Origin of the sequence: Dolichospermum sp. FACHB-1091 (assembly GCF_014697585.1) — a bacterium.
Lineage (GTDB): Bacteria > Cyanobacteriota > Cyanobacteriia > Cyanobacteriales > Nostocaceae > Dolichospermum.
The window spans coordinates 1-14756 of the sequence record NZ_JACJSB010000042.1; the positions used below are offsets into that span (position 1 = coordinate 1).

Below are 14756 nucleotides of genomic sequence, written 5' to 3' on the forward strand. Positions count from 1 at the left end.
AATTACGGGCAGCAGAAGACCCAGAGTTTGAAACTTTCTATACCAAAAACATTTTGCTGAACGAGGGTATCCGCGCTTGGATGGCTCCTCAAGATCAACCCCACGAACAATTTGTATTCCCTGAAGAAGTGCTACCTCGCGGTAACGCTTTATAAAATCCATCTTTAATTAATTGTTTTTCCTTAACCCTGCCTTGAGGTAGGGTTTTTTATGACATTATTTTTACAATATAATTTTCAGTATTGCAAATTTTTGTAGTTGTGTTATAGTAACTTCAGGTGAAAAACCCAAAGCTTTTTGCTTTGCCTTTTGAGACTAAGACCGTTTAGGCAATAAGGAGGTGATGCCCATGATAGAAAGTAGTATAACCATGGGTCATCAAGTTGCAGTTAGCCGGCTGTGCGCCGGGGCTGTTCTCTAAAAGTTAGCCTTAGTTTTATTGAGAACTAAGTAAGCTCAACTAGCTAGGCTAAAGGTCGGAGTCCCTTCCGGCAGTCTGGTTGCAACTTGAAGACCCGCTAGACCGCCCTGACTTAGATTTTCTAATCTAAATCAGGGCGGATAGTTTTTATGGGGAGTTTTTCATTGAAAATCAAGTTATTACCAGAATTAAGTCGGAAATAAGGCTTATTTGTCAGGATTTGAACTTTTTTAACTCAATAGTGATTTTTTCCGCAATGGGTGATTAGCCGTGTAGATTATCGTCGGGGAACATTTGCCAGCGATAAAGCATCATCCACAGACATAGGCTTAGGCAAATAAAACAAAACAATCATCACAAATAAATGACGATCTAGAAAAGTTTTGATTGAAAGTATGTTTCAAAACTCAGCCACGGTTCTGAGGGACAGAGCTTATGTACTGACCTTCGTTAATGAGAAGAGTTTGATGTGAGTGTAAAGAGTGCGAATTTGACTCCTAGAGATTATTTTACCACTTTACTAGAAAAATTTACAGTCACTTCATCAAAACTTCTTATTTTAATCATTAACATACAGTTATATTATAACTATATTCTATGATTATAAGTTTTTGTATAAGTTAATTGCATGAAAACTTAACGATTTGTTAATCAATTGTTAGTCTTTTGAAAACTAGAATTGTTGTACTGGCAGCCATGCCCAATACACAGGTTTCAACAAGATGTCGCATTTCTAAGCAATTAGCTACAGATAACTTGGTTTATTCATGTAAGGTGTGAGGAGAAAAGGAAAGATGTCTAATATCTTGTGGAAATCCCTGGTGGTTAGCCCAGCAGCTTTGGGAGCAGCGTTGTTATTATCTTCAACAGCGATAGCTGCGACCACAACCACCACAGAAACATCATCAGTGGAAACTTCCTCCGCAACAGAAGTTTCTCAAGAGCCAGAAGTATTGGTCAAAGAAACCAAAGCAGCCCAATTTTTAGCTCAAGCTAAAGTCAACCGCTTCAGTAACGAAAACAATAATTCCCAGTCTCAGGTAACATCAGTTTCGCAGTTTTCTGACGTACAACCTACAGATTGGGCGTTTCAAGCCTTACAGTCCTTGGTTGAGCGCTACGGTTGTATTGCTGGTTATCCCAGTGGGACATTTCGCGGTAATCGCTCTTTAAGCCGTTATGAATTTGCTGCTGGTTTAAATTCATGTTTAGATCGTGTAAATGAATTAATTGCCACAGCAACGGCTGATCTAGTTACCAAACAGGATTTAGCCACATTACAGCGTTTGCAAGAAGAGTTTTCTGCCGAACTAGCAACTTTACGCGTTCGAGTGGACGCTTTAGAAGGACGCACTGCTGAATTAGAAGCAAATCAATTCTCCACTACCACTAAATTAAAAGGTGAAGCTATTTTTGCTGCTACCGATACTTTTGGTAATGAGACGGGTAAAGCAAACCGCGCAGTTTTGCAAAACAGAGTGCGTTTAGGCTTGGAAACCAGCTTTACCGGTAGGGATATGTTAACAACCCGGTTGTCCGCTGGTAATGCTACAGCCTTTGATTTCCGAGATAATGCAAATGCTCCTGTTAATCCTGCTAATGCTGCTGAAATACGTAGTAACGCAGCAGGTAAACAAACCTTTGAAGTTGGTAGCACCAATAGGAACAGCGTAAAAATTGATAAGTTAACTTATGAAGCACCCGTAGGTCCAGCGAAGGTTTATCTAGCGGCTAGTGGTGGACAACATAGCGATTATGCGGCTGTTAATAATCCTTACTTCTTTGATAAAACAGATGGTGGTAAGGGTGCTTTAACCACTTTTGCGTCTGAAAATCCGATTTATCGCATTGGTGGTGGTTCTGGTATTGCTTTGAGTGTACCCTTTGGGAAACCTGGTGATGGTTCCTTAAAACCAAGCTCATTAACATTAGGTTACTTAGCTTCAAATGCTAATAATCCTACTCCCAGTAATGGCTTGTTTGATGGGAATTATGCGGCTTTAGGTCAGTTAAACTTTAATGTTGGTAATCGTGTTGCTTTAGCTGCTACCTATGTCCACGGTTATCAAAAAGCAGGTAGCACCTTATTTGATTCAGCAATTGATGGTGGTAGTGCTTTAGTAGGTACTTCACAAGCTAATACTCCAACTGTAGCAGGTCCTAGCTCTAGCAACTCCTATGGTGTTTCTGCTGCTATCAAGCCTAGCCAGAAATTGTCTCTAAGTGGTTTCGTTTCCTACCATGATGTGATTCCCGAAGGTGCTGGCGTTAGTAGAGAAGCTTGGAGTTATGGAGCGGGTTTAGCCTTACCTGATTTTGGTAAAAAAGGTAACGTCTTGGGTGTTTTTGGTGGTACTCAACCTTATTCACTCAGCGCGGGTGCTAGTCAGAGACCATACCAGGTTGAAGGCTTTTACAAGTATCAGGTTTCAGACAATATTTCTGTAACTCCTGGTGTGATTTGGGTAACATCTCCTGCACAGACTACAACTAATAATGATGCCTTTATCGGTACACTGAGAACAACTTTCAGTTTCTAGACTCTTGAAAGTCTGCTGATACAGCAAGTTCAGCTTGAGTGAGGTACAGCTTATGCGGGCAAGATGCCCGCACCACAGGAGTTTTATCCTGAATATTTGTACTTCATAATAATAAGAACTGCTGTAATTTAAAAAATTAGGCTCTGGTGAGCAAAAATATGAATTTGTCTGACGCTAAGGCGCAAAGACGCGAAAACTAAGAGTTTGAGAAATGAAATTTTTGATTTTCATAGCTCAATATGACTACGCCAAAATTATTTTACCCTGCCATGAGGCGGGGGTTTTTTTTAGGGGCAATAAAAACCCCAGTGGAAAACGGGGGTATACTGGAAAAGAGGGGAACTGTTGGATTTTGTTCATCTTCATGCTTCAACTTTCATCTTGGATGACTACTTGTGGAACTATCATGTAAATCTGAATACGCAATTTTGGCGTTATTAGAAATGGCTACTCATTACGAAAACGGTGAACCGATGCAAATTCGGCAAATCGCTATGCAACAAAAGATACCTGATCGTTATTTAGAACAACTGTTAGCAAGTTTGCGGCGTGGGGGTATAGTGAAAAGTCAACGGGGTTCAAAAGGCGGTTATTTATTGGCGCGAGAACCTCGGAAAATTAGTATCTTTGATATTTTAGAATGTTTGGAAGGTTTAGATGTACAGACAAGTGATCAGGATTCTCACCGCACAAGTTTAGATCATACTGTGGTGACGGAAATTTGGCAAGAGGCACGTCAAGCGGCAAATTCAGTGTTACAAAACTATTCACTTCAGGATCTTTGTGAAAAACGAGATTCCCGAAAGCAGTTGGATATCATGTACTACATTTAAGGACGTAAAAACTTATCATGGTAATTGTCAAAAATATTACGGAATTGGTGGGACAGACACCTTTAGTACAGTTAAACCGGATTCCCCAAGAGTTAGGTTGTGTGGCTAGAATTGTGGTGAAATTGGAAAGTATGAACCCCTCTGCATCAGTAAAAGACCGGATTGGGGTAAGTATGATTGATGCTGCGGAGAAAGAAGGATTAATCGCTCCGGGGAAGACGATTTTAGTAGAGCCAACATCGGGAAATACGGGTATTGCTTTGGCAATGGCGGCGGCGGCTATGGGGTATAAATTAATTTTAACCATGCCAGAAACCATGAGCGCGGAACGGCGAGCAATGTTAAGGGCTTATGGGGCAGAATTGGAACTCACGCCGGGAATTGCGGGGATGAGTGGGGCGATTCGTCGGGCCCAGGAGATAGTGGATAAAACACCGTATTCTTATATGTTACAGCAATTTCGTAACCCGGCTAATGCCCAAATTCACCGGGAAACTACGGCGGAAGAAATTTGGTCAGATACCGATGGTCAGGTAGATATAATTGTGGCGGGAGTGGGGACAGGTGGTACTATTACTGGGGTGTCGGAAGTCATTAAAAAACGGAAGCCGAGTTTTACCAGTATAGCGGTAGAACCAGCTAATAGCCCTATATTATCTGGTGGTAAACCAGGTCCTCACAAAATTCAAGGGATTGGGGCGGGTTTTATTCCCCAGGTATTAAAAGTAGAATTAATTGATGAGGTGATTACGGTTACTGATGAGGAGGCGATCGCTTATAGTCGTAAATTAGCAAGGGAAGAAGGATTATTATCGGGAATTTCCACCGGTGCGGCCCTTTGTGCAGCCATTCGTGTAGGCCAACGTCCAGAAAATCGAGAGCGGTTAATTGTGATGATTCAGCCTAGTTTCGGTGAGAGATACTTAAGTACACCTTTATTCCAAGATATAGAAAACAGTAACTAATGTCAATTAACAACCTATTGGATTCATGTCCGATTTTAACCATTACGATACCTTAAAAGTCAGTAATAATGCCAGCCAAGCGGAGATCAAACAAGCCTATCGCCGTTTGGTCAAGATTTTCCATCCTGATATTAATCAAGAAATAACAGATAATGAAGGAATTATTCGTGTTAATGCTGCTTATGAAGTTTTAAGTGACAGTAAAAGTCGTCTTAATTATGATCAAGAACTGCGCTATAGTCAGAATAATTCCCATTATACTCGCCAAAAACGCTCAGAGTCTGCCCAAGAGCATTATAAAGCGACTAGAAAAGTTAGAAAAGATGTTGATGAGAACATTGAAGAATGGTTAAAACTAGTTTATAAACCAGTAAATCGGATACTTGGAACAATTCTCAATTCTTTAAAAGAACAAATTGAGGAATTAGCCGCAGATCCTTTTGATGATGATCTTTTAGACGAATTTCAAGATTATTTAGAATCCTGTAGAGAAGACTTAAAAGACGCTCAAATCAAGTTTCGTTCTTTACCAAATCCTGTTAATTTTGCAGCAGCAGCGGCACACATTTACTACTGTATGAGTCAAATAGGGGAGGGAATTGAAGAGTTAGCTTATTTCCCGTTAAGCTATGATGAACGTTATTTACACACAGGCCAGGAATTATTTCGGATAGCTAGAAGATTGTATAGTGAAGCGCAAGAGTCAGTTAATTAATGGGTAATTAACTTATCACCTTTGGCTAAAACTTGTTGCTTACCGGGTGACAGCCGCTCCCATGCTTCCATTAGAATAAGAAATGTCTAGACAAGTCTGGGACTCGGATTTATATAGCAGTTTTCTTGAGTTAGAGTAAGGCAAAAAAGGAGGACATCGGGGATGTATAGTTACCAAAAAGCGGTAAAATGCTAAGTTGGAAGCCTATAGTGACAATTAATTTTAATTTAATCAAATTAAATTAAATCGCTTTTTAGCTTCTGTATCTATTTTAAAGTCATTATATACTAATGTCTGCTGTTGTGATTACTTTAGAAACTCAGGCAAACTCTTCTGATCACTTAACTATTCAGCCACCCTTAGCTGGCCTATCTCTCCAGGGAATTATCCGTGTACCGGGAGATAAATCTATTTCCCATCGAGCTTTAATGTTAGGTGCAATCGCTTACGGTGAAACTCAAATTCAAGGGCTACTTTTAGGGGAAGATCCCCGCAGTACAGCCGCCTGTTTTCGGGCTTTAGGTGCGGAAATTTCGGAATTAAATACAGAATTAGTCACAGTTAAAGGCATCGGTTTGGGCAATTTCCAAGAACCTATAGATGTCTTAGATGCTGGTAATTCTGGAACAACCATGAGGTTGATGTTGGGGTTATTGGCATCCCATCCAGGACGATTTTTTACAGTCACAGGCGACAGTTCTTTGCGATCGCGTCCCATGTCCCGTGTCGTCAAACCGCTACAACAAATGGGAGCGCAAATCTGGGGACGTAAAGGAAATACCCTAGCACCCCTAGCCATTCAAGGACAAGCCCTACAACCGATTCATTATCATTCTCCCATTGCTTCGGCTCAAGTTAAATCCTGTATCCTCCTGGCTGGTTTAAACACTGAGGGAAAAACAACTGTCACAGAGCCAGCTTTATCACGAGATCACAGTGAACGGATGTTAAGAGCTTATGGAGCGGAATTGAGTATAGATCCAGACAGCAATAGCGTTACTATCACTGGTGGAGCGAAACTTTATGGACAAAAGGTAATTGTACCTGGTGATATCAGTTCAGCGGCTTTTTGGTTAGTTGCGGGTGCGATAGTTCCTGGTTCAAATCTGGTAGTGGAAAATGTCGGTGTTAATCCCACCCGCACCGGTATTTTAGAAGCTTTGGAACTCATGGGAGCAGATATTCAACTAGAAAATCAGCGGGAAGTCGCAGGAGAACCGGTAGCTGATATCCGCGTCCGTTCTGGTGGTTTAAAAAGCTGTACCATTGCTGGTGATATTATTCCCAGATTAATTGATGAAATTCCAATTTTAGCAGTGGCGGCGGTTTTTGCCCAAGGAACAACAATTATTAGAGATGCGGAGGAGTTACGAGTTAAAGAGAGCGATCGCATTACCGTGATGGCACAACAACTCAATAAAATGGGTGCAAAAGTTACTGAGTTACCTGATGGTATGGAAATTATTGGTGGTACTCCCTTAATAGGTGCTGAAGTAGATAGTCATACAGATCATCGTATTGCCATGAGTTTGAGTATAGCTGCTCTCAATGCTACTGGTAAAACTACTATTTACCGCGCTGAAGCAGCAGCTATATCTTATCCCAATTTCACCAGCACACTTAGGGAAATTTGTCAATAATTTTTTAGGAACAGGGAACAGGGAACAGGGAACAGGGAACAGGGGACAGGGAACAGGGAACAGGGGACAGGGAACAGGGAACAGGGGACAGGGAACAGGGAACAGGGGACAGGGAAGAGGTTTTGGGCAACTTTACTTTTCGTTACTTTTCGTTACTTTTCGTTACTTATGTCGTTTTTTTCCGTTCACTTACTTAAATAACCAAATTGTTGATATCTGACGCACCTTACAACAGATTTTTTAGTGTGACACTTGCGTAAGTCCTAATTATCCATTACCTAACTAACTGCATTGCTGAATTAAAAAATTGCCGACATAGGCCTTTAGTAATTAAAATGCTTGTGAATAAGTTTGTGACAGCTACCATAAAAATAATTAAAATTTCGTAGGATACAGCCTCTAGAGGTGTGACACCGGCTAATAATTGTCCGTTGGTGAAGGTTGGTATTGTCACCATACCAATTAACATCATTTGGTTTAAAGTCGGCATAAATGCGGCGCGAATAGCTTCTTTACGGTAGGGTTTAATAGCCTGTTCGGGAGTTGCACCTAAGCTTAAATGGGTTTCTATTTCTGTAGGAAATTGATTTATAGTAGTAACCAAACGTTCTCCCGCTACGACAGCAGCATTCATAGCATTACCCAACAATATCCCAGCTAAAGGAATCAAATAGCGGGGTTCATACCATTTATCTGGTTGAATAATTAAAAAGTTGGTGTAAAGCAATGTTAAGGCCGTACTCACAAAAATTGCTATCCCAACCAAAGGTAAAACCTGGGGGATTTTTCGACTGATGCGATTACGAGTAATAATTGCAGTAATGGTCAGAATTATTGCTAAAATCCCTACTACTGCCCAAACATTATTCAGGGCAAAAATGAACTCAAAAATGTATCCTAGTATAAGTAATTGGAGGATAGTTCTACCAGTAGCCACACTTAAATTTAATTCTAGTCCTAATTGTTCCCAAGCTGATATACCAATGGCAATAGCCATTAAGCCCACAGCTAAAGCCAAATCTACCATATCGAGTTTAATTAGCTCTGGCATAGTTTCTGTACCTGTTAACAAATGAAAACTTGACAAAGTTATATCTTGCACCTGGTTCTGACGATTAAAAATCGCATCCACAAACAAAGTCCACCTGTGTGGACTAACACTAAATTAATATATTAACCCACCTACGTGGGTTTTGACTGTGTAGCCGCGACTTCCAGTCGCTCCATACAAGAAGTGTGCTTTTGTATCTACAAATAAAATAAAAACTCATGGTTAAAAGTGTAAATTCGATTCCCGCCTTTGATATTAAACAACAATATGCCACCATTGAAACCCAAGTAAGTGCTTCTGTATTGGCGGTTCTGGCTTCTGGCCGTTATATTGGTGGTCCAGCGGTTACAGATTTTGAACAACAGTTTGCAGCCTATCATGGTGTCAGTGAATGCGTAGCTTGTAACTCTGGTACTGATGCGTTATTTTTGGCATTACGGGCTTTAGGAATTGGTGCGGGTGATGAAGTTATTACTACACCATTTACCTTTTTTGCTACTACAGAAGTTATCAGTGCTGTAGGAGCAATACCAGTATTTGTAGATATTGATGCCACTACGTTTAATTTAGATGTAGAGAAACTAAAAGCAGCAATTACACCAAAAACTAAAGGCATTATACCAGTACATTTGTTTGGTTTGCCTGTGGAAATGACAGGATTAATGGAGATTGCTAAAGGTCATGATTTAGCAGTAATTGAAGATTGCGCTCAAGCTACCGGTGCAAGTTGGGAAAATCAAAAAGTTGGTAGTATTGGCCATGTTGGTTGCTTCAGTTTCTACCCTACTAAAAATCTGGGCGGTTGTGGCGATGGTGGTGCAATAATAACAAATGATCCAGCGATCGCTACTCAATTACGAGTTTTACGAGAACATGGTAGTAAAGTCAGATATATTCATGAAGAAATCGGTGTTAATAGTCGTTTAGATGCTATTCAAGCCGTAATTCTGCAAATCAAACTGCGCTATCTCGATATTTGGAATCACAGACGCAAGCAAATTGCTGATTATTATTATCAACACCTGAGTCTAGTTCCTGGTATCACAGCCCCCCAGGAATCTCCCGGAGGAGTTGGTGTCTGGAATCAATATACAATTCGGGTATCTGGAGAAGGACGCAATGGTGCAAGTGGTAAATATCGAGATTGGGTAAAAAATCAAATGCAGGAACAGGGTGTTAATTCTATGATTTACTATCCTTTACCCATACATTTGCAGCCAGTGTATAAAAATTTAGGTTATCAGCCCGGAAAATTCCCAGTATCAGAACAAGCTTGTCATGAAGTTTTATCTTTACCCATGTTCCCCGAATTGAACCAAGAACAACAGGATAAAGTCATTGATACCTTAAAACATTGTTTGTCTTGAATTGTATCTGTAATATCAAGCCCTGGCCAATAGAATATGGCTTTTTCACCCTACGCGAACACGGCTACACAAACAAAGTAAAGTCCACCTGCGTGGAATAATGCAAGATGAAGGAAACCCACGAAGGTGGGTTTTGCCTGTGTAGACGGGGTTTCTAACCGCCCTTTTGATATGAATTTAAATTACGCAAATGTAAATTACGCAAAAGTTCGGTCATTTGCAGTAGCCAAAGCTTCTACCAAACTACGGACAGCCGCAATCATCGCTATTTCGCTATTGAGTTGGTTGATAGCTGAACCAACACCAACACCAGCCGCACCAGAAGCGATCGCCATTGGTGCGGTAACATTAGAAATGCCCGAAGCACATAGTACAGGTACAGAAACCGCACGGGAAATTTCATAAGCTGCGGCCAAGGTGGGAGCAGCCTTTTCTATTAATCCCAACGTACCGGGGTGAATAGGGTTGCTGCTAGTACCACCCTCAGTTTGAATAATATCAGCACCAGCTTTCACCAAATCTTCCGCTAGTTGTACTTGTTGATCTATGGTAAGGATATGAGGGACGGTTACAGACAGGGTAATTTCGGGCAGTAAGGCACGGGTTTGATAAGTTAGGGCTAAAACTTCCTCTGATTCAAATCTGCGTCCTTGAGCATAGAAAGAATCGAAATTACCAATTTCAATCAGATCAGCGCCAGCAGCCACAGCAGTTACAAATTTTTCGGGTTCAACCGCTGATACACAAATAGGTAATTTAGTCAAGCTTTTAGCCAACTTGACCAAATCTACATCAGCAGCAATGTCTACAAAAGTAGCACCACCCAAATCAGCGGCCTTGACGGTTGCTGCAACACTAGCAGCATTAAAGTTATTTAACCCGCTAATTACCTTTAGTACGGGGCGAGAAAATGCACGTTTGAGATTAGGATACATAGTCATAATTTTTCTTTTGCAGTAAGTTTTCAGTAGTAACATTTTTACATTTAATTTACATTAATTACATTAAATTATCGCAATATTTGATTTTGAGCAGGACTTACGCAACTGGTAAAGAAGTCAAGAATAGTTTGTGCTAATGATTTTGCTGCTAGGTATGGTACACCATTACCAACAGTTTTAAACATATTCGTAAGTGACATATTCTCTGGAAGTACGAAATTTTCGGGCAAAGATTGTATAGCTAACGCTTCAGCAACAGAAATACGTCTAATTTTATAAGGATGTAAATGTACTTCATTATTACCATAACAAGCTGTGGGAGAATAACGCCACCTATGTAAACGTTTAAATGATTTTTTAGAATCATCTCCTTCTGCAATAGTAGCAAATTTAATTTTACCTGCTCTTGGTTGAAAATAATGTTGAGCATTGGGATGGTTAATAACGTTATTTTTTCTAAACCAATATTCAACGGTTAGTTGTTGAGGAATATTTTCGGGACAAGGAATTAGGGAATTTTCTTGAAATAGTTCCCATTGCTTCCAAGGATAAGCAAATACTTGATTTTGAGGATATAAAATATATTTTTCCCAAGGAAAGGTAAATTCATATTCGATTTTCATATTTTGGAGAAAATTATTTTTAAAACCTAGTAAAATAATTCTTTCTCTATCTTGAGGTACAGCGTATTCTATGGAATTAATTAAACGTTCTGTTAATATATAACCTGCTTGTTGTAATTTGATTTTTAACTCTTCAAAAAATAGACGGTGTTTTGTAGTTCTCCATAAACCTTTGACATTTTCAAATAAAAAGAAATCGGGTAAATTTTGACAAATCAATTCAATATAAGCAGATGAAAGTTTACCATTATCCCCTAAATGTCCTTTATTTTTACCACCAACGGAAAAATCTGGACAGGGTGGACCACCAATAAAGCCTATGATATTATTTGATTTGCGGGAATCTTTGACTAATTCATTTAGTCGTTGTGCTGGTGTTCCTGTTACTAATTTGCTTACGTCTGCGGCTTCTCCTTGATGATATCCATATTCAGGTTGGGGAAGTTTAAGAATTTCCCGTGAATAGCGATAAGCTGACATAAATGGTGGGAAAATTTCATTAACATAAGCGATGTTATAACCTGTGGTTTCAAAGCCTAAATCCAGGAATCCTGAGCCAGAAAAAAAGGAGAAAATATTCGGATGATTGGTCAATGACATAATATACTATTTTGGGGAAAGATTCAAAAAAATAAATTTATGTTTTTGATGGTATCTAATTATTTAATTAGGGCGTGAATTTGCTTTATAATTTTACCATAAATCACCAGGGAATAAATTTCCTTTTTCATAGCTTTTAGTCTAATAAAATAGAGTCAAGACTGAATTGAATTAAAAAATTAAAAAATTAAAAAATTAAAAATTATTAGTATTTCCGCTAAAATCAACATTTAAAGACAGTAAAAGACAGTAAAGCAGGAGAAACCAGACGTGCCTACACTCGGTGTAAATATTGATCATATAGCTACTATCCGTCAAGCTCGACGCACGGTAGAACCAGACCCCATAGCAGCAGCATTACTAGCAGAACTAGCGGGTGCAGATGGCATTACAGCCCATTTACGCGAAGATAGAAGACATATTCAAGATAGAGACGTGCGACTATTGCGGCAAACCGTCAGAACTCATCTAAACTTAGAAATGGCTGCGACCGAGGAAATGTTAGCCATAGCCCTAGACATCAAACCTGATTATGTTACCCTAGTACCAGAAAAGCGGGAAGAAGTGACCACAGAAGGTGGTTTAGATATTGTCGGACAAACTGCTAGAATAGGGGCAATAGTGGATAAACTGCAAAATGCTGGCATTCCCGTAAGTTTGTTCATAGATGCCGAATTACCACAAATCGAGGCATCTGTCAAGGTAAAAGCCAAATTTATTGAACTGCATACAGGACAATATGCAGAAGCCAAAGACGAAACAACTCGTCAGCGGGAACTAGCTTTATTAGCCCAAGGCTGTGAACAAGCCATTAAAGCCGGTTTAAGGGTAAATGCTGGTCACGGACTCACATACTGGAACGTTTACCCTGTGGCCGCGCTTCCAGGTATGGAAGAACTCAATATTGGTCATACTATCATTAGTCGAGCCGCTCTGGTAGGTATAGAAAGAGCAGTTCGAGAAATGAAAGCAGCAATGGGAGGTAATTGGTAATTGGGTAAAATTCTGATCTTTTACCTCTTGCTACTGGGGAGTATTAGTTGCGAAATCCTGTAAATTAAATTAAAGTCAGACTTGAAACTTTTATGACTCCTACACCGAATAACTTACCCCTATGGGTACAGGACAGAGCTAAAGTAATTGCAGCCAGTACAGACGCTCAATGGCGCTATCAAAAGCCACCTGACTATACCCGTTCTCAGCAAAACCTAGCTAAAGAGAGTATTCAGCATCATTTAGAAGGTACACTAGAAGCAATTGTGGAAAACCTAGTCAGAACCTTTGAAATGGAAGTTTCATGGAAAACTAACCCCCAACAGTGGTTATCTGTCGTTAATGACAAATTCCGGGTGAGTAGCAATGGAGGCCAAGAATATACCGCTGCTGAATTAGGCGCGAAAGGTACTTATAATTTATTTATGGCTGACTCTGAACATTACAAAGCTTCTGAAGAAAGTTTTGAATCATCCCATGATATCTTTCATAGTACCTTTCCCCAAGGATTTCCCTGGGAGGTATTAGCGGTTTATTCAGGTCCACCTCATGTTACATTCAAATGGCGACACTGGGGACATTTTCAGGGTCAATATAAAGATTATGCACCAACGGGGGAAACAGTGGAAATGATCGGTATGAGTGTTGCCCATGTTACCGATGATTTAAAAATTGTTTCCTTAGAACACTATTTTGATAATGCCCTGTTCTTGGAAAAGTTGACAGCAGGTGGCAAAATAGAAAATAGTGACAATAAAAGCAGTGGTTGTCCTTTTGGTTCTTGGTTTCAGGGATTAAAGAAAAGTTAATTGTTCGAGGTACAGCGTCAATACTGTACCATTATTACATCTTCGACTTCTTTTTTCATGATGTCAGTGAATGATGAATCAATACTAGAAGTCGGGGATGTTAACGCCTTACCATAGAATTATGAATTAGTCAGTAAACACAGAAAATGGAAAAATATTATTACGTTTTGGCCAGTCAACACTTTCTCATAGAAGAAGAACCAATAGATGAAGTTCTCAAAGAACGGACTCGTCACTATCATGAACAAGAAAAAGAAATTGATTTTTGGTTAGTTAAGCAACCTGCTTTTTTAGAAGCACCAGAAATGAAAGATATTAAAAAGAAATGTCCTCAACCAGCAGCAGCAATTATTTCCACTAATGCTCAATTCATTACCTGGCTAAAATTACGGTTAGAGTATGTCATTACTGGAGAATTTTCAGCCCCTTCTCAGGCTATACCTAATGCAATAGCCTCTCTTAGCAGCGTTTCTTAATAGCGAACAGGGAATAGGGAATAGATCAGAATTTCACCTTTTCCCCAATTATCAATTATCAATTATCAATATTATGATATTATGCAAAAATTACAAACTTTATCTGGTGTTTTATTATTAGCATTTGCCCCCTTAATTAGCAATATTCATCCTGTTATTGCTCAACAAAATCTTGCTAACTGTCAACAACCAAATGTAGGCGAATATTTATTATTAGTATTGAGTCCGACACCGGAAAATCAAAAGCAGTTGCGTGCTGCATTACCGACTGAGCAAAAAACAGTTGTTTGTAAATACACTAACCAAATAGTAACGCGAGTCGGTGGTTTTACAAATATTGATGATGCCAAGCGTTTGGCGAGGTATATTCAAAATATAGTTGGTTTATCTGCCACTATTACCACTCGTCCAACAGAACCAGTGACCCAACTACCACAAACAATACCAAACACACAAACTCCAAAAATCACTTACAACCCCAAAATATTGGGGGAAGGTTATGCAATTCTGGTAGATTATTTTAACCGTCCAGAAATGGTTAGTAGTCTGCGAAACGCTGTGGGAGGTGACGTAGGTTTTGTATCCTATGGACAACGCCCTTACTTACTGGCAGTTTATACTACTAATCAAAAAGAAGCATACAATACATTAAAAAAACTCAGCGAAACCGGATTTGTGGCCATTTTAGCAGATGGTCGGAAAGTGGTCTTACTGCGCTCAATTGTGCGTTGATAGTTGTCAGTTGTCCGTTGTCAGTTGTTTTTTAATCAGTGACCGAAACT

13 protein-coding genes and 1 pseudogene are annotated in these 14756 nt (G+C 39.6%); 11 read left to right on the forward strand and 3 right to left on the reverse strand.

What is annotated here, in order from left to right; all coding sequences use genetic code 11:
• The 6 genes and pseudogenes from H6G25_RS19430 to aroA form a co-directional block, all read left to right on the forward strand.
• Positions 1 to 155, forward strand: a pseudogene (locus H6G25_RS19430) (photosystem II D2 protein (photosystem q(a) protein)); the annotation flags it as partial.
• 1060 nt (positions 156 to 1215) lie between these two features.
• Entirely contained in the window at positions 1216 to 2961 is a 1746-nt protein-coding gene (locus H6G25_RS19435; protein ID WP_190393912.1) for an iron uptake porin, read from the forward strand.
• 395 nt (positions 2962 to 3356) lie between these two features.
• Positions 3357 to 3794 carry an Rrf2 family transcriptional regulator gene (locus tag H6G25_RS19440; protein WP_137908466.1) on the forward strand — a complete coding sequence of 146 codons (438 nt, stop codon included), beginning with the start codon at positions 3357 to 3359 and terminating at the stop codon, positions 3792 to 3794.
• A gap of 17 nt (positions 3795 to 3811) precedes the next feature.
• Positions 3812 to 4759 carry a cysteine synthase A gene (cysK, locus tag H6G25_RS19445; protein WP_190393913.1) on the forward strand — a complete coding sequence of 316 codons (948 nt, stop codon included), beginning with the start codon at positions 3812 to 3814 and terminating at the stop codon, positions 4757 to 4759.
• Positions 4760 to 4784: 25 nt separating this feature from the next.
• Complete coding sequence (locus H6G25_RS19450) at positions 4785 to 5474, forward strand: J domain-containing protein (RefSeq protein ID WP_190393914.1); 690 nt, start codon at positions 4785 to 4787, stop codon at positions 5472 to 5474.
• Between the two features lie 290 nt (positions 5475 to 5764).
• Positions 5765 to 7114 carry a 3-phosphoshikimate 1-carboxyvinyltransferase gene (gene aroA, locus H6G25_RS19455; protein WP_190393915.1) on the forward strand — a complete coding sequence of 450 codons (1350 nt, stop codon included), beginning with the start codon at positions 5765 to 5767 and terminating at the stop codon, positions 7112 to 7114.
• A gap of 274 nt (positions 7115 to 7388) precedes the next feature.
• Here the strand turns inward: aroA and fetB are convergent, their stop codons facing one another.
• A complete protein-coding gene (gene fetB, locus H6G25_RS19460; protein ID WP_190393930.1) occupies positions 7389 to 8165 on the reverse strand; it encodes an iron export ABC transporter permease subunit FetB in 777 nt (258 codons plus the stop codon).
• 218 nt (positions 8166 to 8383) lie between these two features.
• On the opposite strand from fetB, the gene H6G25_RS19465 reads away from it, so the two are divergent.
• Complete coding sequence (locus H6G25_RS19465; RefSeq protein WP_190393916.1) at positions 8384 to 9532, forward strand: DegT/DnrJ/EryC1/StrS family aminotransferase; 1149 nt, start codon at positions 8384 to 8386, stop codon at positions 9530 to 9532.
• Between the two features lie 197 nt (positions 9533 to 9729).
• Here H6G25_RS19465 and H6G25_RS19470 read toward each other — a convergent pair whose 3' ends face one another.
• On the reverse strand, positions 9730 to 10473 hold the full coding sequence (locus H6G25_RS19470; protein ID WP_190393917.1) for a DUF561 domain-containing protein: 744 nt from the start codon (positions 10471 to 10473) through the stop codon (positions 9730 to 9732).
• Between the two features lie 68 nt (positions 10474 to 10541).
• A complete protein-coding gene (locus tag H6G25_RS19475) occupies positions 10542 to 11696 on the reverse strand; it encodes a DNA cytosine methyltransferase (protein WP_190393918.1) in 1155 nt (384 codons plus the stop codon).
• Positions 11697 to 11966: 270 nt separating this feature from the next.
• Here H6G25_RS19475 and H6G25_RS19480 point away from each other — a divergent pair, with 270 nt between their 5' ends.
• The 4 genes from H6G25_RS19480 (at position 11967) to H6G25_RS19495 (ending at position 14706) form a co-directional block, all read left to right on the forward strand.
• Complete coding sequence (locus tag H6G25_RS19480; protein WP_028089047.1) at positions 11967 to 12689, forward strand: pyridoxine 5'-phosphate synthase; 723 nt, start codon at positions 11967 to 11969, stop codon at positions 12687 to 12689.
• A gap of 92 nt (positions 12690 to 12781) precedes the next feature.
• A complete protein-coding gene (locus H6G25_RS19485; protein WP_190393919.1) occupies positions 12782 to 13498 on the forward strand; it encodes a SnoaL-like polyketide cyclase in 717 nt (238 codons plus the stop codon).
• A 146-nt stretch (positions 13499 to 13644) separates the two neighbouring features.
• Positions 13645 to 13974 (forward strand): MgPME-cyclase complex family protein, encoded by a 330-nt coding sequence (locus H6G25_RS19490; RefSeq protein ID WP_028085281.1) that lies wholly within the window; start codon positions 13645 to 13647, stop codon positions 13972 to 13974.
• A gap of 81 nt (positions 13975 to 14055) precedes the next feature.
• The gene (locus H6G25_RS19495) at positions 14056 to 14706 is read left to right on the forward strand and encodes a hypothetical protein (RefSeq protein WP_190393920.1); all 651 of its coding nucleotides are present in this window, start codon (positions 14056 to 14058) and stop codon (positions 14704 to 14706) included.
• Positions 14707 to 14756 lie beyond the last annotated feature (50 nt).